General features: G+C 39.9%; 22 protein-coding genes. 14 read left to right on the plus strand and 8 right to left on the minus strand.

The genetic code is table 11. The features are described from left to right. Nucleotides 1–331 precede the first annotated feature (331 nt). The gene (locus J678_RS18295; RefSeq protein ID WP_016803499.1) at nt 332–2029 is read left to right on the plus strand and encodes an NAD-dependent malic enzyme; all 1698 of its coding nucleotides are present in this window, start codon (nt 332–334) and stop codon (nt 2027–2029) included. Between the two features lie 45 nt (nt 2030–2074). Here J678_RS18295 and J678_RS18300 read toward each other — a convergent pair whose 3' ends face one another. Continuing rightward, nucleotides 2075–2995, minus strand: coding sequence for a Dyp-type peroxidase (locus J678_RS18300; RefSeq protein ID WP_006582305.1), 921 nt, complete (start codon nt 2993–2995; stop codon nt 2075–2077). Nucleotides 2996–3153: 158 nt separating this feature from the next. Between J678_RS18300 and J678_RS18305 the strand changes: the two genes are divergently transcribed. Beyond that, complete coding sequence (locus J678_RS18305) at nt 3154–3780, plus strand: LysE family transporter (RefSeq protein WP_031956075.1); 627 nt, start codon at nt 3154–3156, stop codon at nt 3778–3780. 1 nt (nt 3781) lies between these two features. On the opposite strand, the gene znuB is transcribed toward J678_RS18305, so the two are convergent. Genes znuB through J678_RS18320 form a run of 3 tightly spaced genes read right to left on the minus strand, consistent with a single transcriptional unit; the run spans nt 3782 to nt 5853 of the window. Continuing rightward, a complete protein-coding gene (znuB, locus tag J678_RS18310; RefSeq protein WP_006581277.1) occupies nt 3782–4591 on the minus strand; it encodes a zinc ABC transporter permease subunit ZnuB in 810 nt (269 codons plus the stop codon). Nucleotides 4592–4594: 3 nt separating this feature from the next. Further along, nucleotides 4595–5383 carry a zinc ABC transporter ATP-binding protein ZnuC gene (gene znuC / locus J678_RS18315; RefSeq protein WP_022574382.1) on the minus strand — a complete coding sequence of 263 codons (789 nt, stop codon included), beginning with the start codon at nt 5381–5383 and terminating at the stop codon, nt 4595–4597. Continuing rightward, nucleotides 5356–5853: a transcriptional repressor gene (locus J678_RS18320; protein WP_002054239.1), complete on the minus strand. Its 498-nt coding sequence runs from the start codon at nt 5851–5853 to the stop codon at nt 5356–5358. Before J678_RS18320 ends, znuC begins: the two co-directional genes overlap by 28 nt. Nucleotides 5854–5980: 127 nt before the next feature. Between J678_RS18320 and J678_RS18325 the strand changes: the two genes are divergently transcribed. From J678_RS18325 to J678_RS18370, 10 genes are all read left to right on the plus strand, one after another. Further along, nucleotides 5981–6820 (plus strand): metal ABC transporter solute-binding protein, Zn/Mn family, encoded by an 840-nt coding sequence (locus tag J678_RS18325; protein WP_017394265.1) that lies wholly within the window; start codon nt 5981–5983, stop codon nt 6818–6820. A gap of 169 nt (nt 6821–6989) precedes the next feature. Further along, entirely contained in the window at nt 6990–7388 is a 399-nt protein-coding gene (locus tag J678_RS18330; protein ID WP_000084237.1) for an ATP synthase subunit I, read from the plus strand. Between the two features lie 104 nt (nt 7389–7492). Beyond that, complete coding sequence (gene atpB, locus J678_RS18335) at nt 7493–8368, plus strand: F0F1 ATP synthase subunit A (protein WP_002054274.1); 876 nt, start codon at nt 7493–7495, stop codon at nt 8366–8368. A gap of 84 nt (nt 8369–8452) precedes the next feature. Next, entirely contained in the window at nt 8453–8698 is a 246-nt protein-coding gene (gene atpE / locus J678_RS18340; RefSeq protein ID WP_000424060.1) for a F0F1 ATP synthase subunit C, read from the plus strand. Nucleotides 8699–8736: 38 nt separating this feature from the next. Beyond that, nucleotides 8737–9207 (plus strand): F0F1 ATP synthase subunit B, encoded by a 471-nt coding sequence (locus tag J678_RS18345; protein WP_002054137.1) that lies wholly within the window; start codon nt 8737–8739, stop codon nt 9205–9207. A gap of 12 nt (nt 9208–9219) precedes the next feature. Further along, nucleotides 9220–9756: a F0F1 ATP synthase subunit delta gene (locus J678_RS18350; RefSeq protein ID WP_004705938.1), complete on the plus strand. Its 537-nt coding sequence runs from the start codon at nt 9220–9222 to the stop codon at nt 9754–9756. Nucleotides 9757–9802: 46 nt separating this feature from the next. Next, the gene (gene atpA, locus J678_RS18355; protein WP_002054271.1) at nt 9803–11347 is read left to right on the plus strand and encodes a F0F1 ATP synthase subunit alpha; all 1545 of its coding nucleotides are present in this window, start codon (nt 9803–9805) and stop codon (nt 11345–11347) included. A gap of 77 nt (nt 11348–11424) precedes the next feature. Next, nucleotides 11425–12294 (plus strand): F0F1 ATP synthase subunit gamma, encoded by an 870-nt coding sequence (gene atpG / locus J678_RS18360; protein WP_002114131.1) that lies wholly within the window; start codon nt 11425–11427, stop codon nt 12292–12294. A gap of 30 nt (nt 12295–12324) precedes the next feature. Then, nucleotides 12325–13719, plus strand: a complete 1395-nt coding sequence (atpD, locus tag J678_RS18365; protein WP_002054158.1) for a F0F1 ATP synthase subunit beta — start codon at nt 12325–12327, stop codon at nt 13717–13719. A 17-nt stretch (nt 13720–13736) separates the two neighbouring features. Beyond that, nucleotides 13737–14156, plus strand: a complete 420-nt coding sequence (locus J678_RS18370; protein ID WP_002054176.1) for a F0F1 ATP synthase subunit epsilon — start codon at nt 13737–13739, stop codon at nt 14154–14156. Nucleotides 14157–14217: 61 nt separating this feature from the next. On the opposite strand, the gene J678_RS18375 is transcribed toward J678_RS18370, so the two are convergent. The 4 genes from J678_RS18375 to J678_RS18390 all read right to left on the minus strand — a co-directional run bounded on the left by J678_RS18375 (nt 14218) and on the right by J678_RS18390 (nt 17630). Beyond that, the gene (locus tag J678_RS18375; protein WP_016803498.1) at nt 14218–14817 is read right to left on the minus strand and encodes a hypothetical protein; all 600 of its coding nucleotides are present in this window, start codon (nt 14815–14817) and stop codon (nt 14218–14220) included. A gap of 145 nt (nt 14818–14962) precedes the next feature. Next, the gene (locus J678_RS18380; RefSeq protein ID WP_016803497.1) at nt 14963–15508 is read right to left on the minus strand and encodes a glutathione peroxidase; all 546 of its coding nucleotides are present in this window, start codon (nt 15506–15508) and stop codon (nt 14963–14965) included. A 121-nt stretch (nt 15509–15629) separates the two neighbouring features. Next, a complete protein-coding gene (locus J678_RS18385; RefSeq protein ID WP_004711041.1) occupies nt 15630–16394 on the minus strand; it encodes an AraC family transcriptional regulator in 765 nt (254 codons plus the stop codon). Between the two features lie 21 nt (nt 16395–16415). Further along, on the minus strand, nt 16416–17630 hold the full coding sequence (locus tag J678_RS18390; protein ID WP_031956073.1) for an MFS transporter: 1215 nt from the start codon (nt 17628–17630) through the stop codon (nt 16416–16418). Nucleotides 17631–17764: 134 nt separating this feature from the next. Between J678_RS18390 and J678_RS18395 the strand changes: the two genes are divergently transcribed. Together J678_RS18395 and J678_RS18400 are read left to right on the plus strand one after the other, a co-directional pair. Further along, nucleotides 17765–18418 carry a TetR/AcrR family transcriptional regulator gene (locus tag J678_RS18395; protein ID WP_006581284.1) on the plus strand — a complete coding sequence of 218 codons (654 nt, stop codon included), beginning with the start codon at nt 17765–17767 and terminating at the stop codon, nt 18416–18418. A gap of 105 nt (nt 18419–18523) precedes the next feature. Beyond that, the gene (locus J678_RS18400) at nt 18524–19444 is read left to right on the plus strand and encodes a DMT family transporter (RefSeq protein ID WP_079377500.1); all 921 of its coding nucleotides are present in this window, start codon (nt 18524–18526) and stop codon (nt 19442–19444) included. Nucleotides 19445–19761: the final 317 nt, after the last annotated feature.

A 19761-nucleotide genomic window follows, 5' to 3' on the forward strand; every position in this document is an offset into this window, starting at 1 on the left:
AAATACAGGCTTTGTAGGCAATATTTTTTAAATTATAAGGTAGTAAAACACTTGGTATTTTTTATGAAAATGTAAGCTAGTAAGAAAATATAAGATTTTAAGTCAGATATAGAGTTAATTAAGAATAATTTTAAAAAAAATGAAAAATGTAAGTAATTAATTTTTAATATTAATTTTGTTGTATGTTTTTTCTAAATAGTATTCAATTTCAATATCACGGTTTAAAATACCTATTTTGTATTAAATAGTCTTAAGCTTACGCATACAACGAGCTTTAGAGAGTGCTGAAACTGTACTTTTCGGAGTTCTAAGCTGGAAAATGAGATAGGCAATGATATCAGGACACCCAAGTAAACACCCACTTTATATCCCTTATGCAGGCTATACACTTTTAGAGTTACCCCTTTTAAATAAAGGGTCCGCTTTCACTCAAGAAGAAAGAAGTAACTTTAACTTACACGGGTTACTACCACATATTATTGAAACTATTGAAGAGCAAAGCCAACGCTCTTATCAGCAATATTGCGCTTTCAATGATGATATTAATAAGCACATCTATTTACGTAATATCCAAGATACCAACGAAACTCTGTTCTACCATTTAATTGAAAATCATCTTGAAGAGATGATGCCAATTATTTACACACCGACCGTAGGTGAGGCATGTCAACGTTTCTCTGATATCTATCGCCGTCATCGTGGTGTTTTTATTTCATATCCAGATCGCGATGTGATTGATGATATTTTGCAGAATGTTAATAAAAATAACGTTAAAGTCATCGTGATTACGGATGGTGAACGTATTTTAGGTCTTGGTGATCAAGGCATTGGCGGCATGGGTATTCCAATTGGGAAACTTTCGCTTTATACCGCATGTGGTGGTATTAGCCCTGCGTACACATTGCCAATCACAATTGATGTAGGGACGAATAACCCTCAATTATTAAATGACCCGATCTACATGGGATGGCGTCAACCACGTATTAGTGGTGATGAGTATTATGAATTTGTAGATATGGTGATTGAAGCTGTAAAACGTCGTTGGCCAAAAGCACTCATCCAGTTTGAAGATTTCGCACAAAAAAATGCGATGCCGCTATTAGAAAAATATCGCGATAAAATTTGTTGTTTCAATGATGATATTCAAGGAACAGCGGCAGTTTCTGTTGGTAGTTTGATTGCTGCAAGCCGTGCAGCAGGTAAACAATTAAAAGACCAAACAATTGCTTTCTTAGGTGCGGGTTCAGCGGGTTGTGGTATTGCAGAGCAAATCGTTGCACAAATGGTTTCAGAAGGTCTAACCGATGCTGAAGCACGTGCTCGTGTTTACATGGTAGATCGTTTTGGTTTAATCACTGAAAACCAGCCGAACCTATTAGACTTCCAACGTAAGTTAGCTCAAAAAGCTGAAGTAGTAGATCAGTGGGGCAACATTGAAGAAGTAATTTCGTTACTTGATGTTGTTAAAAATGCCAAGCCTACAGTGTTAATCGGTGTTTCTGGTCAGCCAGGCCTATTCACCGAAGAAATTATTAAGACCATGGCTGCCAATTGTGAACGACCAATTGTGATGCCGTTATCTAACCCGACTTCACGTGTGGAAGCTGTACCAGCTGATATTGTGGAGTGGACTGAAGGAAAGGCACTAATTGCAACGGGTAGTCCGTTTGCACCTGTAAATCATCACGGCAAGCTTTACAATATTTCGCAGTGCAACAACTCATACATTTTCCCTGGTATTGGTTTAGGTGTAGTAGCATCAGGTGCTAAACGTGTTACAGAAAACATGCTTATGGCATCAAGTAGTGCTTTAGCAGACTGTTCACCGTTGCTGAAAGATCCACAAGCTGATTTATTGCCACCTTTAGGTGAAATTCAACAGGTGTCTAAAGTGATTGCATTTGAAGTGGCAAAAGCTGCAATGGCAGACGGCGTGGCTGTAACCATTAGTGATGATTTACTTAAGCAGAAAATTGATCAGTCATTCTGGAAACCAGAATACCGTAAATATAAGCGTATTCCTTTCTAAGAATGAGAAGATAAAAAGAGGAGCTTAAGCTCCTCTTTTTATCTTTTAAGCCTCTAAAATTTCTTCTAGCAACTCTTCACTTGGTGCAAAGTAATATGCGCCGTCTAGTGGTGTCACGAAGTGCAGTAAGCGGTCATGAATGCCATCGCCACTTGTACCAAACATACGCTTTAACATGGCATCAATAATGTTTAGGTCTTTGGTGTAGGCAATGAAGAATAAGCCTTGATCACCTCGACCGTCACCGTAAGGTAAGCTGTGACGTAAAATTTCCATTTCTTCGCCTTCATCATCTTCAACGACAGTACGAGCGACATGGGCATTTTCCGGTTTAACATCATCATCTAATTCAATAGATTCAAGCTTGGTACGGCCCATGACATTTTCTTGTGCGTCGACTTTAAGTTTTTTCCATTTTTCCAAGTCGTGTGCATAGCGCTGCGCAAAGATGAAACTACCATCTGCAAATACTCCTGCACTTTCTGGGAGGAGGGCGGTTTCTGCGCGGTCGTCTGGAAATTGAGGATTTTCAGTGCCATCTATAAACCCAGTAATATCTCGACCATCGAAGTAACGGAAACAAACACGCTCATCCAGAACCTCAACTTTATCTTTAATGCCTTCAAAAAATGCTTGGCTTAAAGCAAAACAAATATCAGAACGCATACTGGCAATGTGGATAAGCACATCAGCTGGTACGACGGGCATGTTGAATGCACCATTTTCTGGTTCAAGTTGTTTAAAGCCAGCAGGAGATTGACTGTAAAGCTGTTTCCAAAGTTCTGGACCAAAAGCGACTGCTGTTTTAATTTGCGCGTCTGAATGCTGAGTAATGAGACGGTCACGTGTTTCGAATAAAGCTTCGAGTTGTTCTTTTAATTCAGCAATTGTTAGATCTTTTAAACGAAGAACAATAAAACGGGCATGATCAGATGGTAATGGCAAAATGACAGATTGAGCAGTCATTAGAAGATCTCTCCTCAATTATAATTTAGTATGAGCTTTAATTATTGTGCCTGATGCGAAGAGCTGTTAGTAGTCTATTTATTGATTTTATTGTTTGAATTATCGCCGCGATAGTTTTATAAAACGGTATAATTCCACTTTTATTGTCTATTTTCGCTATGTCTTTGCAAGTTTGGTTTGCTTATATGTTGGCCTGTTGGGTCATTAGTATTTCTCCGGGAGCAGGGGCTATTGCTTCTATGTCGAGCGGCTTAAATTATGGCTTTAGACATGGCTACTGGAATGCAATTGGCTTGCAAATCGCCTTGTTAATTCAAATCATGATTGTGGCGGCAGGTGTAGGTGTTTTATTTGCAACGACTCCATTAGCTTTTCAGGCTGTTAAGTGGTTTGGGGTAGCTTATTTGCTGTATTTAGCTTATTTGCAGTGGACTGCACCAGTAAAAGACATAGAAATTCAACACGAGAAAAAGGATAAAACTGTTTCTGCTCTGCTGTTAAATGGATTTGTGGTCAATATCAGTAACCCTAAAGCGATTGTATTTTTATTGGCAGTTTTGCCTCAGTTCTTAGATTTAAACAAACCTCAATGGATACAATATCTAATTATGGCAGCCACTATGGTTACGATTGATTTGATTGTAATGGCTGGATATACAGGGCTGGCGTCAAAAGTTTTAAGACTACTTCGTTCGCCTAAACAGCAAAAATATTTGAACCGTGGTTTTGCTGTCATGTTTAGTTGCGCAGCATTATTGTTAAGTACGGTTCATCAAGCAGTCTGATTTAGGCCGCTTGAGTTTGATTTTTGATTTTTTGAACCATAAAAATAAGAGCAAAACTCAAAGCCATACATAAAACAATACTGAGGCCAGTCGAGATATTAAGTGCTGCGCTTGACCATAGGCCAACACTGACACCGAGTTGAGCTAAAACAAAAGCCCAAATAACCATTTGCTTTGGTGAGTGAGCGAGTAATCGGGCGCTCAATGCTGGTATAACCAGCAGTGCTCCCATTAAAAGTGAACCAACTGCACGTAAAGCTAATACTGTAAATAAGGCTAGCAGTAACATAAAAATGAGACGCTGCCATTTCGCATTTACCCCTTCACTAATCGCAATGTCCGGATCAATTGCAATTTGAATTTGAGGTTGCCAAAAGCGATAAAGAATTGCCAGTGATATAGCAATAATTAATGTGAAAACAGGTAGGTCTGGCCAGTCAATACTCAGTAAGTCACCAAACAAATAACTTAAAAGCTCCGGTCTTAAACTTGGAACATGCTGAATAAATAGTAGGCCACTACATAGTAATGTTGCTGAACATAGGGCAAGCAAAGCATCGTTTGGTAAACGATTGTCATGTAGTGCCCATAAAATAGCGACTAATAAAATAGCCGTCCCTGCCACGCCAAGCCAGAGGGGAAGGCTTAAAGCACCAGCAATTGCTACCCCAAGTAAGGTTCCATGTGCCATGGTGTCTGCAAAAAAAGACATACGTCTCCATAGCATGAGACAACCAAGTGGTGCGGTCAAAAAGACCAATAGGGTTCCCATAATCCATGCGGGCAACAATAATTGTAACCATTCCATCATGGCTTAAGCTTCCGGTTCTGGGTGGATGTGAGGTCTACTATTGTGAGGGCAGGGGTGTGCCGCATCACCATGCGCACAGTGGTCATGATGGTGTTGATAAAAGACTCGCTGGGTGCCAAATATTGCCTGATATTCAGGATGCTGCTGAATATTTTCGGGTAATCCGCTACAACATATATGTTTATTTAAACAAACAACTCTATGCGTGCCTTGCATAACCCATTGTAAGTCATGTGAAACAATTAAAATGGCGCATCCATAACGCTCCGGCAGACTACGCACATATTCATAAAGCTCAGCTTCAGATTGAATATCTAGACCTTGCATCGGTTCATCAAGAACGAGAATATCTGGTTTTCTAAGTAAAGCGCGTGCCAATAGTACACGTTGACGTTCACCACCGGAAAGTTGTTGAACTTTTGATTGTTGTAACTTTGCAATACCGGTGTCTTGAATAATTTCCTGACGAAGGGCAGGGCTACACTTTTCAAGATTTAATAAATCTTGAACACGTAAAGGAAGACTATGAGAGGGATTAAATTTTTGAGGGACATAAGCCATTTTTAGTTTTTTATCGCTTATGACACGTCCGCTACTTGGCTTTAAAATACCAAGTAGAACTTTAATTAAAGTCGACTTACCCGCACCATTCGGACCAATTAAGGTCACAATTTCATTTTGATGCAGATCAAAGTCGACTTTTTTTAATATATCCCGATCATCACGGTGAACAGAAACTTGTTCAAGTTGTATTAATACAGGATTTAGCGAGCTGTGCGGCACTGCTGGCATTTCCCCGAAATTTCAATAATGCTGTGTTGTGCTGTGAAATCATCTAAAGCTGCAAGTTGGTCGAGTTGTTGAGTTAGACCTTGTGAAGATGCTTCTTTAACAGTGTGACATTCGGTGCAAATTAAGAATGCAGCTTGATGTCCTTCACGTGGATGACAGCATGGAATATAAGCATTAATAGATGTTAAGCGATGAATTAGACCCTTTTCTAATAAGAAGTCTAAAGTTCTATAAACAGTAGGCGGAGCGGCAGGGCGATCTGTCTGACTTTTAATACGTGCTAATAAGTCATACGCACCCATTGGACCTGAAGCATTTAAAATGAGCTCAAGAACTTCTTTACGTAAAGGCGTAAGACGTGCGCCAACTGCAGAACATAAAGTTTCTGCTTCAGCTAAACGACTTGCGACATTATGGTGATCATGTACACCATGCAAAGAATCATGATGTTCATGCGTGCAAGAACTCATAGACATAACCTCAAATTTTTAATGGAATATTAGCATGAAGCGATGCTTCATTCGATTAATCTTAGGTATTTTTGTAACTTTGTTATATTATAACATGCTTCGAGCTATTACTAATTGATGGTCTGTCATGTTCCGCGTTTTTGTTTTCAGTATGTTCTCTCTTTTGAGTACGCTAGGTTGGAGTCAGGGTTTGGTTGTCTCTACACACCCAATCTATTTGATTGCAAAAGAAATTACCAAAGGTGTTGAAGAACCTCAATTATTGCTTCAGGGCCAAAGTGGACATGACGTACAACTCACCCCGGCACATCGTAAAGCAATCAATGATGCCTCTTTGGTGATTTGGTTAGGAAAGGCTCATGAAGCTCCGCTAAACAAACTGCTGAGTAACAATAAGAAAGCAATTTCTTTATTAGACAGTGGTATTATTTCTATTTTGCCGCAGCGTAATACGCGTGGTGCTGCTTTACCAAATACTGTGGATACGCATGTGTGGTTGGAGCCAAACAATGCAGTACGGATTGGCTTTTTTATTGCAGCTTTGCGTTCACAGCAGCATCCTGAAAACAAAGCAAAGTATTGGAATAATGCCAATATATTTGCCCGGAATATGTTACAGGCAGCTCAAGCTTACGATAGCTCAAGTAATGGGAAACCATATTGGTCTTATCATGATGCTTATCAGTATTTGGAACGCTCGCTTAATTTAAAGTTTGCAGGTGCTTTAACGGATGACCCGCATGTTGCACCTACAGCAGCTCAAATTAAATATCTTAATGATAATCGACCAAAACCTCAGATGTGTTTACTTGCAGAAAGTTTCACAACAAAAGGTCAATATCAGAAACTGGGCAGTATTACCTTCCAACCCGTTGATGAAAGTATGAATAATGAGGACGATTTTGTAACAGCATGGAAGAAACTGGCGATAAAAACCGATAAATGTGTATTAAATACGCAAAAGTGAGATAAAAAGTAAACAAAGGCTGACTGTAGCGTCAGCACCACCTGTCACGAAAAACCCCGACTAAAGTCGGGAAAAGATTGCATGTTCAGGGGTGTAACTCTATAATGCCTGCGATTAAAAGCGATCATCAGCTAAACTTGTCAAGCATTTATGCTGTGAGTGGATAAAAATGAGCCAAACTAGTCGCTTGATTGACCGACGATTAGCAAAAGCTTTGGTCTTCTTACAAGCATGCATGATCCCTGTTTCCGCACTTGTGGCGTGGAGCATAAAAGACATGACAGCAGCATTAAGTGCGGCACTTGGTGCATTGGTCTGCTGGCTTGCTACCAGTTATTTTGCGTGGCAATCCTTCAGGACGGCAGGTGCGAGAGCATCTAAACAAGTGCTGTCTAACATGTATAGGGGCATGTTAGGCAAATTTGCAATTATGATCGTTGGATTTATTTTGATTTTGAGCAATGTTAAACCTTTATCACCGTTAGCATTGCTGTTTGGTTTTATCCTCGTTCAAGCGATGTCGTGGGTTGCTCCTTTTTGGGTTTCACGTCTACAAAAACGAGTATAGAAACAAGAAGAATTGAAGATTTTTTGGAGGGTGGCGAGATATCGACAGTACGCCGATGTTCGTTTCCCTTCTTTTTAGTAATTGACATTGACCAGGTGTGATTTATGGCTGCTGAAGAACATGCCCTCACTTCGACAGAGTATATCAAGCATCACTTGACCAATATGACCTATGGCAAAATGCCAGACGGTACATGGAAATTGGCTGAGACTGCTGAAGAAGCTCATTCGATGGGGTTCACTGCAATTCACTTGGATTCAATGGGTTGGTCAATTGGCCTTGGTGTGATTTTCTGTTTGTTGTTTTGGATGGTTGCGAAAACTGCGAAAGCTGGCGTTCCAACAAAATTCCAATCTGCAATTGAAATGATCATTGAGTTTGTTGACTCAAGTGTCCGTGATACTTTTCATGGCAAATCACGTTTAATTGCTCCACTTGCACTCACTATTTTCGTGTGGATTTTCCTCATGAACTTAATGGACTTGATTCCAGTTGACTGGATTCCTCAAGTTGCTGCATTTGTTGGTGCTCACGTATTTGGCATGGACCCTCACCACGTTTACTTCAAGATCGTTCCATCTACAGATCCAAACATTACCCTTGGTATGTCTTTATCTGTATTTGTACTTATCTTGTTCTACAGCATCCGCGAGAAGGGTGTTGGTGGTTTCGTAGGCGAGTTGGCACTTAACCCATTTAACCCAAGTAATCCAGTTGCAAAAGCGTTGCTTATTCCAGTGAACTTGATTTTGGAATTGGTAACATTCCTTGCTCGTCCTATTTCATTGGCTCTCCGACTGTTCGGTAACATGTATGCCGGTGAGTTAATCTTTATCCTGATCGCATTATTGCCGTTCTGGATTCAATGGGCGTTATCTGTGCCTTGGGCGATCTTCCACATTCTTGTAATCACGTTGCAGGCATTCATCTTTATGATGCTTACCATCGTTTACTTGAGCATGGCAAGCGAAAAACATTAATGGTATTGCCTAACTATCAAATGATGGTTGGGCTGAATTTTTTTAATTTAATTTGGTAATAACCTAACCTCTGAGGAATTTTTCATGGAACTCACTTTAGGTCTAGTTGCAATTGCATCTGCTATCTTGATCGCTTTCGGTGCTTTGGGTACTGCGATTGGTTTTGGTCTTTTGGGTGGTCGCTTTTTAGAAGCTGTAGCTCGTCAACCAGAATTAGCTCCACAACTTCAAACTCGTATGTTCTTAATCGCGGGTCTTCTTGATGCTGTGCCTATGATCGGTGTTGGTATTGGCTTGTTCTTCATCTTCGCTAATCCATTTGTAGGTTAATCAGCTTAATTCCGAAATCCACTATTTGAGGAATTGCAATGAATATCAACCTCACATTGATTGGTCAAGCGATTGCGTTTGCGTTTTTTGTCGCATTCTGCATGAAGTTTGTTTGGCCACCACTAATCAATGCGATTAGTGAGCGTCAGCGTAAAATCGCTGATGGCTTAAATGCAGCAGAAAAAGCGAAAGCTGACCTTGCCGATGCACAAGCGCAAGTGAAGCAAGAGCTTGATGCAGCTAAAGCACAAGCGGCTCAATTGATCGAACAAGCGAACCGTCGTGCAGCGCAATTGATCGAAGAAGCTCGTACTCAAGCTGCGGCTGAAGGTGAGCGTATTCGTCAACAAGCTAAAGAAGTTGTTGATCAAGAGATCAATTCTGCTCGCGAAGAATTACGTCAACAAGTAGCTGCCTTGGCAGTGACTGGTGCAGAAAAGATCCTGAACCAACAAGTTGATGCAGAAGCTCATAACGCCATGCTGTCTCAGCTGGCTGCTAAACTTTAAGCGAGGCGAATTATGGCTGAACTCTTGACGTTGGCACGTCCGTATGCCAAAGCAGCATTTGCTTATGCTTCTGAGCAAGGTGCAACAGACAATTGGTCGAATGCGTTACAAGTGCTCAGTGCTGCGGTGCAAGACGAAGCATTTTCCGCTTATTTAAATCGCCCTGAACTTACTCCTGCGGAGCAAGTGAAGCTTTTTGCTAAAGTTTTAGGTGAAGATCAATCTCAAGCAGTGTCTAACTTTTTGACACTTCTTGCAGATAACGATCGATTAGTGTTGTTACCTGAAATTGCAGCAGAATATGAACAGCTTAAATCACAGAATAACAATACGGTTGATGTCGTGATTGAATCGGCGTTTCCGTTAACTTCTGTTCAGGAACAATTGCTTGCACATGCGTTAGAAAAACGCTTCAAGGCAGCAGTTAATGTTTCTGTCGAAGTTAATCCTGCTTTGATTGCAGGTGTGGTTATTCGTGCAGGCGATCAAGTGATAGATGATTCTGCGCTTAACAAGCTTGAAAAAATGCGTACTCGTCTTCTTGCATAATGCAAATGATGAAGACTGAACTAATAAAAGATTGAGGAATAGCGCAATGCAACAACTGAATCCATCCGAGATCAGTGCGCTCATTAAACAGCGTATCGGAGATCTGGACACCAGCGCGACCGCTAAAAACGAAGGTACCATTGTTATGGTATCCGACGGTATCGTGCGTATTCACGGTCTTGCTGATGCAATGTACGGTGAAATGATCGAATTCGACGGCGGCTTATTTGGTATGGCACTGAACCTAGAACAGGATTCAGTGGGTGCCGTTGTTTTAGGTAACTACCTAAGCCTTCAAGAAGGTCAAAAAGCTCGTTGTACAGGTCGTGTTTTAGAAGTTCCAGTTGGTCCTGAACTTCTTGGCCGTGTAGTAGATGCTTTGGGTAACCCAATTGATGGTAAAGGCCCAATTGATGCAAAATTAACTGATGCTGTTGAAAAAGTAGCACCAGGCGTAATTTGGCGTCAATCTGTAGACGAGCCTGTTCAAACTGGTTATAAATCAGTTGATACCATGATTCCTGTGGGTCGTGGTCAGCGTGAGTTGATTATTGGTGACCGTCAAACTGGTAAAACAGCAATGGCGATCGATGCGATTATCGCTCAGAAAAACTCTGGCATTAAGTGTGTATACGTTGCGATTGGTCAAAAACAATCAACAATTGCAAACGTTGTACGTAAGCTAGAAGAAACTGGCGCTATGGCGTATACAACTGTTGTCGCTGCTGCGGCTGCTGATCCTGCTGCAATGCAGTACTTAGCTCCGTACTCTGGCTGTACAATGGGTGAATACTTCCGTGACCGCGGTGAAGACGCTCTTATCATTTATGATGATTTGTCTAAGCAAGCTGTTGCTTACCGTCAAATTTCATTGCTTTTACGTCGTCCACCAGGTCGTGAAGCGTATCCAGGTGACGTATTCTATCTTCACTCACGTCTTCTTGAACGTGCTTCTCGTGTATCTGCTGAATACGTTGAGAAATTCACTAATGGCGCAGTAACTGGTCAAACTGGTTCTTTAACTGCATTGCCAATTATTGAAACTCAAGCAGGTGACGTATCTGCATTCGTACCAACGAACGTAATTTCGATTACTGACGGTCAGATCTTCTTAGAAACATCATTATTCAACGCAGGTATCCGTCCTGCTGTGAACGCGGGTATCTCTGTATCTCGTGTTGGTGGTTCTGCTCAAACTAAGATCATCAAAAAATTGTCTGGTGGTATCCGTACTGCTTTAGCACAATACCGTGAATTGGCTGCGTTTGCTCAGTTTGCTTCTGACCTTGACGAAGCAACTCGTAAGCAACTTGAACATGGTCAACGCGTAACTGAGTTAATGAAGCAAAAACAATATGCTCCTTACTCAATTGCTGACCAAGCTGTTTCTGTTTATGCATCTAACGAAGGCTATATGGCTGACGTAGAAGTTAAGAAAATCGTAGACTTTGATGCTGCGTTAATTGCTTACTTCCGTTCTGAATATGCTCCGTTGATGAAACAAATCGATGAAACTGGTGATTACAACAAAGACATCGAAGCAGCAATCAAAGCAGGTATTGAAAGCTTTAAAGCGACTCAAACTTACTAAGTTCAGTTTTAGTTAAGTTTGGTTCACGGATCAACCTTCGGAAGCTCGAAAGGGCTTTCGAATACTAGGTTAAGCGTATGGCAAATTTAAAAGAAATTCGCGCCAAAGTAGCTAGTATCAAGAGCACGCAAAAGATTACTCGCGCGATGCAAATGGTAGCTGCTTCTAAAATGCGTCGTGCGCAAGAGCGCATGGCTCAAGGCCGTCCGTATGCCGATAATATGCGCCGTGTAATTGCTCACTTGGTACAAGCAAACCCTGAATATAAACACCGTTATATGGTTGACCGCCCAGTTAAGCGTGTTGGCTATATCGTAGTGTCTTCAGATCGTGGTTTGGCAGGTGGCTTGAACATTAACTTGTTCAAGAAAGTTGTGCAGCATGTCAAAGCACAACAACAGCAGTCAATTGAAGTTGAATTTGCTTTAATTGGTCAAAAAGCGGTTTCGTTTTTTAAGAATTACGGCGGTAAAGTGCTTGGTGCAACTACCCAACTTGGCGATGCGCCGAGTTTGGAACAGTTAACTGGCTCAGTGCAAGTTATGCTTGATGCATTTGATAAGGGCGAATTAGATCGTATCTATCTCGTATCAAATGGCTTCGTTAATGCAATGACTCAGCAGCCTAAAGTAGAACAACTTGTTCCTTTAGCACCAGCAGAAGAAGGCGATGACCTCAACCGTACTTATGGTTGGGATTATATCTACGAACCAGAAGCAGAAGAATTGTTAAATGGTTTGTTGGTTCGCTATATCGAGTCTATGGTTTATCAAGGTGTGATTGAAAACGTTGCATGTGAGCAGTCAGCTCGTATGGTCGCGATGAAAGCAGCGACAGACAACGCAGGACAATTGATTAAAGACCTACAACTCATTTACAACAAGCTGCGTCAAGCCGCGATTACTCAGGAAATTTCCGAGATCGTTGGCGGTGCCGCTGCCGTTTAACATTATTAAGTTTGAATTGAGGAGACAGCAATGAGTAGCGGTCGTATCATTCAGATCATCGGCGCGGTTATCGACGTCGAGTTTGAGCGCACAAGCGTTCCTAAGATCTATGACGCTCTCCAAGTTGACGGTACTGAAACTACTTTAGAAGTTCAGCAACAACTTGGTGATGGTGTTGTTCGTACCATCGCAATGGGTTCTACAGAAGGTCTTAAACGTGGTCTTACTGTAACTAGCACAAACGCACCGATCTCTGTTCCAGTTGGTACAGCCACTCTTGGCCGTATCATGGACGTTTTAGGTCGTCCTATCGATGAAGCAGGTCCTGTTGCGACTGAAGAACGTTTGCCGATTCACCGTCAAGCGCCTTCTTATGCTGAACAAGCAGCTTCTACTGATCTTTTAGAAACTGGTATTAAAGTAATTGACTTACTTTGCCCGTTCGCAAAAGGTGGTAAAGTTGGTTTATTCGGTGGTGCGGGTGTTGGTAAAACCGTTAACATGATGGAATTGATCAACAACATCGCAAAAGCACACTCAGGTTTATCTGTGTTTGCTGGTGTTGGTGAGCGTACTCGTGAAGGTAACGACTTCTATCACGAAATGAAAGATTCTAACGTTCTTGACAAAGTAGCAATGGTCTACGGTCAGATGAACGAGCCACCAGGTAACCGTTTACGCGTAGCGTTAACTGGTTTGACTATGGCTGAATACTTCCGTGATCAAAAAGACGAAAATGGTAAAGGTCGTGACGTATTATTATTCGTCGACAACATCTACCGTTATACACTTGCGGGTACTGAAGTATCAGCATTGTTAGGTCGTATGCCATCTGCGGTAGGTTACCAACCTACACTTGCAGAAGAAATGGGTGTTCTTCAAGAGCGTATTACGTCTACTAAATCTGGTTCGATCACTTCGATCCAAGCAGTATACGTACCTGCCGATGACTTAACAGACCCATCGCCTGCAACTACATTTGCTCACTTAGATGCAACAGTAGTATTGAGCCGTGACATCGCATCTTCTGGTATTTATCCAGCGATCGATCCACTTGACTCAACTTCACGTCAGTTAGACCCATTAGTTGTTGGTCAAGAGCACTATGAAATTGCGCGCGCAGTACAAAACGTATTGCAACGCTATAAAGAGCTTAAAGACATCATCGCAATCTTGGGTATGGATGAATTGGCAGAAGAAGATAAATTGGTTGTTTACCGTGCGCGTAAAATCCAACGTTTCTTCTCTCAACCATTCCACGTAGCTGAAGTATTTACTGGTGCTCCTGGTAAATTAGTACCACTTAAAGAAACGATTCGTGGCTTTAAAGGTCTATTAGCTGGTGAATACGATCACATCCCAGAACAAGCGTTCTATATGGTTGGTGGTATTGACGAAGTGATTGCTAAAGCTGAGAAACTCTAATTTAAGGAGATCATCTCATGGCGACTATGCAATGTGATGTCGTAAGTGTTAAAGAGTCTATTTACTCTGGCGCAGTGACGATGTTAATCGCGAAAGGTGCAGGTGGTGAACTTGGTATTTTGCCAGGTCACGCTCCACTTGTAACTTTGCTTCAACCGGGCCCGATTCGTGTTCTGTTGGAAAATGGTACAGAAGAAATCGTCTATGTATCTGGCGGTGTTTTAGAAGTTCAACCTCATGTTGTAACGGTTCTTGCAGATACTGCAATCCGTGCTGACAATTTGGATGAAGCTGCAATTTTAGAAGCACGTAAAAATGCTGAACAATTGCTTGCAAACCAAAAGAGTGATTTGGACTCAGCTGCTGCTTTGGCATCTCTTTCAGAGATCTCAGGCCAGCTTGAAACAATCCGTAAAATCAAAAACCGCGCTCAATAAGACGCGGTTCGAGATTGAAAAAGCCACCTTACGGTGGCTTTTTTTATTGCTAGAAAGAAAATTAAGAATCAGTTTTTGAATCAGACTTTTCATCTCCTGCCATAATCAGTGCAGCAAGTTTGACCATATCCATTTGGATGGTATTGAGTTGCTTCTCAATTTGGTCGAAATCAATTTGTTCTAATTTCCCATTTAATAAAGGCATACTTAAAGCTTGTTGGTTTGCTTGTAGTAAGTTTTGGCGAATATTTTCAACTTCCTGACTTCTTATATCTAAAGTCAATAGTGCTTGATTTAAGCCTTTTAACTGCTGTTTTAAAGTGGTCACAGTTGTTTTTAGTTCTTGTTGATCTTTATCTTGGATGGCTTGCTCAACATCAAGTTGAGTGTCTTTAAGCTTTTCAATATAGTCGCCTGCCTTTAACTGTAAGTTAGCTGCATCACGAACGATATAAAAAACATTACCGCTTTTTAACTCAGCTTTATTTTTAGTAGGTGCGATTTCTTGTTGAGAATCATCTGCTTGTTCTGATACTTCGTCATTGGTTTGAGCAGATTCTTGTGCTTTAGCATGGTCTTGTGCCTGATCGCATCCAAGTAACAACATACCGGAAGCAAAAATCACAAATGGAAAAAATGTGCCTTGTAAAACTTTTTTCATAACTACAAACAATACCAAGTAAAGCAAGTGCGTACTATATGCATAAAATATGTAGAAATAAGGTATTGTTGCAAATGAACAACATTTTGACCAGAAAATAAAAAAGAGTGCCGTAGCACTCTTTTTTCTTAAATTGCGCTAAAAATTATTTAGCGAGTTCAGCTTCAACTGCTTTTACAATTTGTTCATCGTCTGCTGTTAAGTTTGGCGCAAAACGAGCAACAACTTCACCATTTTTATTGATGAGGAATTTCTCAAAGTTCCATAATACTTCTGGAGCAGGGTTTGTTGGAATGCCTAAACCTTCTAAACGCTCACGGAAAGGACCTTCACCAATGCGTTCTGGTTGAGCTGTTGTCAATGCTTGATAAAGAGGATGTTTGTCTGCACCTGCTACAGAAATTTTAGAGAAAAGCGGGAAATGAACATCGTAGTTTAATGAACAGAATTGTTGAATTTCTTCATCTGAACCAGGCTCTTGTTCTTTGAAGTTATTTGCAGGGAAACCTAAGATTTCAAGACCTTGATCTTTTTTCGCTTGATAAAGCTTTTCTAAACCTTCGTATTGTGGAGTTAAACCACATTTAGATGCTGTGTTTACGATTAATAAAACCTTACCTTTATATTGGTCAAGGTCAACCGTTTCGCCTGAAATAGCTTTTACTGGAATATGGTATACAGATTGAGTCATGTGTCTTTCCTGAAGATTGTAATTGATATCAAGTAACGCATTTGTTTTAACTGCTATTCTTGAGGAGTGCAATAATATTCGTGTCCAAAAAATAAAAAGAGAAGAAAAAACTGTCTGCGATCTAATTGTTTCTGATTTGAACAGGTGTTTGACCTGTATATCTTTTAAAAAATTCAATAAAACTAGAACTATGCTGGTAACCCAAATCGTATGCTAAACGTTTAATGGGCATACCTTGTCGAATTTGATGAATGGCATAAACAATTTTGGCTCTATTACGCCATTCCGATAAAGAAAGTTGTAATTCTTGTTGGCTTAAGCGCAATAAATGGCGATCACTGACAGAAAAATTCTGCAGTAATTGTTGTAAAGAGTGATTAAAAAACAAGGGGTCTGAAAGCTTTTCCAAAATTGGCAATAAAACAGGATGTCGTGTTTGTGGCAAATAATGAGAATATGCGGTGGCTTGCTGTAATTGATCGAATAAAACTTGCAGAAGGTGTACTAAATATTCAGGTTTTCCATTTTGTTTTTGCTGTTCCAGAATTTGTAAAACTAGAGTTCGAAAGAAAGGCTGAATGCTAAAGCACTTACAGACATTACCTAAAATAGGACATAAACGAGGGTGGAGGCGGATACAAATATAGTGAATTTCATGATCGATATGAGTAGATTGATGAACCGTTTGAGGTGGAATCCAAAGCCCATAGCTTGGAGGTGACAAATAGATTTGTTCTTCTACCTGCATTTCCAAAATACCATTCAAACTGAAATTAAAATCTCCCCAAAGTGAAGCATGAGGACGAACAATATCTTCTTTTTCATATAGAAACTCATGAACTTCTATATCATTCAATAAAGAAAATTGTTGGTCCTCATTTTTCATCTACTTACTCTGAATAATATTTTAGTTTTCACAAGTCGCTTTAGGATTATTTAAGCCTTTGGCAAAGGTAAATGTACTAATTAATGCTAAAGCAACGAAGCTTAATACACCATAAATTAAAGTATTTTCATTGAAATGATCAACTACATAACCACCTAATAATGAACCTGTAGCAATCATGACTTGAAACATGCCAACAAAAAGCGGCATACCTTTTTCTACAGCATGGGGTGCGTGTACAAACATCCAAATATTGGCAGAGGTAGGAAAGGCACCGAATGCGAAGCCCCATAGCGCAGTAAGAACGATGGCACCAAATTCATGAATAGCAAAGATAGGGAAGCCAAAAAATACGATTGCAAAACATGTCCCAACAAATGCGAGTGTGTAACGAACATTTAAGTTGCCACTATATCCTGCAAATGCATTTCCAAAGATACCAGCAATTCCGTAAAGCAATAATAATGAACTAATAGTGGTGCCATTGAACCCTGCAATATTCTTAAAAAAAGGCGCTAAATAACTGTAGGCACAGAAATGAGCAAGACCAATTAATAAAACAATAAGCATACCACTACGTGCTTTGGGCGTACGTAATAGAGCAGGTAAATCACGAATATGAATGGCTGATTCTGGTAAAAGTTTTGGTAAGAAAATAAGCTGAAGGACGAGTACAACAAGGCCGATCGCAGCGGTAATACCAAATGCACTACGCCATCCATAAAACTCGCTTAGCCAAGTTCCAATCGGGACCCCTAATACAGTCGCAAAGGTTACCCCAGCCATGACTACGGCAGTTGCTTTAGCAATAGGCAAATGTGCAGGTGCTAGCTTGCCGCTTAACGCAATAGCTGTGGCCCAAAAGCCACCGATTGAGATACCTAAAATTAAGCGGCTCAGTAATAAAACATGAAAGTTTTCAGCAAAAGCAGTAATGGTATTGGCAATCACCATAATTGCAGTCAGTAAAATAAGCACGTAACGACGGTCAAGTTGTTTTACTGAAACAGGTAATAGAGGGGCCGCAATGGCTGCCATAATGCCAGGTATAGTAATAATAAGACCAGCGGTACCGACAGAAATATGTAAATCAGCTGCAACGCTATTTAAAACACCAACCGGTAAAAATTCACTTGTTACTAATGCAAATGCTGCAATGGCAACCGCCAAAATAGCAAACCAGCTCCCTTGTGTGGAAGTCATGGGTCGCGGTTTAGAGGTAGTAGATTGGTCCATAATAAATCCTTACTTGGCTAAATTTAGAGTGAAGAAAGGCAATTTTTAATTAACTAACGATCATTATGAAAATAAAATAGTTGATAAAAAATCGAACGTCAATTAATTTAATAACGATTGTTATAAAAATAGATGTGATCTTTATGACAAATAGGCATGAAACAGATCTTATGGTTAATGAAGATACGCTGAAAAAGAAGCGTGGACGCCCTAAATGCTTTGATGAACAGCAAGTTTTAGAGAAGGCTATGTTGCTTTTTTGGGAACATGGCTATGAAGCAACGTCTATTAGTGACTTAACGCAGGCTTTAGAAATTACGGCACCTAGTTTATACAGTACTTTTGGCGATAAGGCAGGCTTGTTTTATAAAAGTATTGATTATTACTTAGCTCATGAAGCATGTCCTATTGAAACGATCTTTCTAGAAGCAAAAACTGCAAAAATTGCTTTTGAGTTGTATCTTTATGACAATGTAAAACGATTGGTTCAACCCAATAAACCAGCAGGTTGTATGTTGGTGGTTGCAGCTATGAATTGCTCTGATGCGACACAAGAGGTCCAACAAAATCTATTAGATAAGCGTATAAAAACTAAAGAAAAATTATTAAAACGTTTGGAACAAGGTGTAGAGCAGGGTGATTTATCAGCTAATGCTCCTCTACAAGAAATGACAGACTTCTATGCTACTGTTATTCAAGGACTGACTATTCAAGCCAGAGATGGCGCGACCACTGAGCAACTACATAAAGTGGTAGAACATGCCATGAAAGCTTGGACATTATTTTAAAAAATTAATGATGTCCTAAGTTCAATATCAATGTCGGAAATGCGATATTTTAATTTATTAAGACATTCTTCAAAATTAAATCTCTTTTGTAGATGGTGTATTACTATGAGTCAGGTCATGAAATATCACAAATGGGCATTTATTTTTCCCATTCTGGCAGTACTGATTTGGTCTTTAAATATTGTAGTCACCCGCTATGTCTCGGACTATATTTCTCCAGTTAGCATTAGTTTTTATCGGTGGTTAATTGCCTTTATTATTTTGACTCCATTTATGTTTATATCTGTTTGGAGACAAAGACGAATAGTAATACCCTATTTACCTAAGCTTGCAGTCTTGAGTGCATTTGGAATGGTGCTTTATCAAGGCCTTGCTTATACGGCGGCTCATTATACCAGTGCAACTAATATGGGTATTGTTAATGCCTTTATTCCGATTTTTACTATTTTTGTTTCTCTTGCGATTTTAAAAGATGTACCTAATCGTTTTGCCGTCTTTGGTAGTATTTTATCTTTCGCGGGTTTGCTATATGTCATGTCCCAAGGAAATATTAATAAGCTATTAAGTGGTGGAGGGCATCTTGGTGATGCGCTCATGATTGTTGCTGTATTCTTCTATGCATTTTATGGGGTTTTCTTAAAGAAATGGCAGCTTCCACTTCCAATTATGACGAGCTTATATGTCCAGATTGGGTTTTCTGTGCTGTTCCATTTACCCTTAATTTTCTGGTTTGGTCTTGATGGCTTAAATGCACAAAATGCGCCAAGTGCAATTTATGCCGGTGTATTTGCTTCTTTAATTGCGCCGTTAGTTTGGATGTTGGCTGTACAACAACTCGGGCCAAATAGAACCAGTATATTTATGAACCTTGTACCAGTGTTCACAGCCATTATTGCAAGCCTCTGGTTATCTGAGCAGTGGACGATCTATCATACTTTCGGTGGGATTATGATTCTCGTGGGTATTATCATGGCACAAAAGAAGGTTAAATCTAAAAAATCAGATCTCCTGCCAGAGCAAAATTAAGAATAATAAAAAAACTATGGCATATTTTTAAAAAAAGTAATGAAAATATGCCAATTTTTTTGTTAATCCAAGCTTTTCTATATGATTTATAAATATATTTATAAAAATATTGTGTAATATAAATATTAAAAAAGACCAATAAAAATATTAATATAATTTTAACTTAATTGCTAAAAACGCTAAATTCCCTACACTTTTCATGCTTTTTTTAGAGAAATAATATATTTCTCTCATTTAGTCTCTTACCACATAATAGCGACCACTACGAAAGATGCTCTTTTAAGCAATTTTTCTTTCGTTCCAGAGATATCCAAACC

The sequence above is a fragment of the Acinetobacter sp. 1424608 genome (assembly GCF_000588255.1).
Taxonomy (GTDB): domain Bacteria; phylum Pseudomonadota; class Gammaproteobacteria; order Pseudomonadales; family Moraxellaceae; genus Acinetobacter; species Acinetobacter nosocomialis.

What these genes read in the sequence shown, in the direction of transcription:
- znuC (WP_022574382.1), bottom strand. Translation starts at nt 5,383, where the DNA reads ATGCCAGCAGTGCCGCACAGCTCGCTAAATCCTGTATTAATACAACTT.
- J678_RS18370 (WP_002054176.1), top strand. Translation starts at nt 13,737, where the DNA reads ATGGCGACTATGCAATGTGATGTCGTAAGTGTTAAAGAGTCTATTTAC.
- J678_RS18375 (WP_016803498.1), bottom strand. Translation starts at nt 14,817, where the DNA reads ATGAAAAAAGTTTTACAAGGCACATTTTTTCCATTTGTGATTTTTGCT.
- J678_RS18345 (WP_002054137.1), top strand. Translation starts at nt 8,737, where the DNA reads ATGAATATCAACCTCACATTGATTGGTCAAGCGATTGCGTTTGCGTTT.
- J678_RS18385 (WP_004711041.1), bottom strand. Translation starts at nt 16,394, where the DNA reads ATGAAAAATGAGGACCAACAATTTTCTTTATTGAATGATATAGAAGTT.
- J678_RS18330 (WP_000084237.1), top strand. Translation starts at nt 6,990, where the DNA reads ATGAGCCAAACTAGTCGCTTGATTGACCGACGATTAGCAAAAGCTTTG.
- atpD (WP_002054158.1), top strand. Translation starts at nt 12,325, where the DNA reads ATGAGTAGCGGTCGTATCATTCAGATCATCGGCGCGGTTATCGACGTC.
- J678_RS18380 (WP_016803497.1), bottom strand. Translation starts at nt 15,508, where the DNA reads ATGACTCAATCTGTATACCATATTCCAGTAAAAGCTATTTCAGGCGAA.
- atpA (WP_002054271.1), top strand. Translation starts at nt 9,803, where the DNA reads ATGCAACAACTGAATCCATCCGAGATCAGTGCGCTCATTAAACAGCGT.
- J678_RS18390 (WP_031956073.1), bottom strand. Translation starts at nt 17,630, where the DNA reads ATGGACCAATCTACTACCTCTAAACCGCGACCCATGACTTCCACACAA.
- atpE (WP_000424060.1), top strand. Translation starts at nt 8,453, where the DNA reads ATGGAACTCACTTTAGGTCTAGTTGCAATTGCATCTGCTATCTTGATC.
- atpB (WP_002054274.1), top strand. Translation starts at nt 7,493, where the DNA reads ATGGCTGCTGAAGAACATGCCCTCACTTCGACAGAGTATATCAAGCAT.
- J678_RS18295 (WP_016803499.1), top strand. Translation starts at nt 332, where the DNA reads ATGATATCAGGACACCCAAGTAAACACCCACTTTATATCCCTTATGCA.
- J678_RS18400 (WP_079377500.1), top strand. Translation starts at nt 18,524, where the DNA reads ATGAGTCAGGTCATGAAATATCACAAATGGGCATTTATTTTTCCCATT.
- J678_RS18325 (WP_017394265.1), top strand. Translation starts at nt 5,981, where the DNA reads ATGTTCCGCGTTTTTGTTTTCAGTATGTTCTCTCTTTTGAGTACGCTA.
- znuB (WP_006581277.1), bottom strand. Translation starts at nt 4,591, where the DNA reads ATGATGGAATGGTTACAATTATTGTTGCCCGCATGGATTATGGGAACC.
- J678_RS18305 (WP_031956075.1), top strand. Translation starts at nt 3,154, where the DNA reads ATGTCTTTGCAAGTTTGGTTTGCTTATATGTTGGCCTGTTGGGTCATT.
- J678_RS18320 (WP_002054239.1), bottom strand. Translation starts at nt 5,853, where the DNA reads ATGAGTTCTTGCACGCATGAACATCATGATTCTTTGCATGGTGTACAT.
- J678_RS18300 (WP_006582305.1), bottom strand. Translation starts at nt 2,995, where the DNA reads ATGACTGCTCAATCTGTCATTTTGCCATTACCATCTGATCATGCCCGT.
- J678_RS18350 (WP_004705938.1), top strand. Translation starts at nt 9,220, where the DNA reads ATGGCTGAACTCTTGACGTTGGCACGTCCGTATGCCAAAGCAGCATTT.
- atpG (WP_002114131.1), top strand. Translation starts at nt 11,425, where the DNA reads ATGGCAAATTTAAAAGAAATTCGCGCCAAAGTAGCTAGTATCAAGAGC.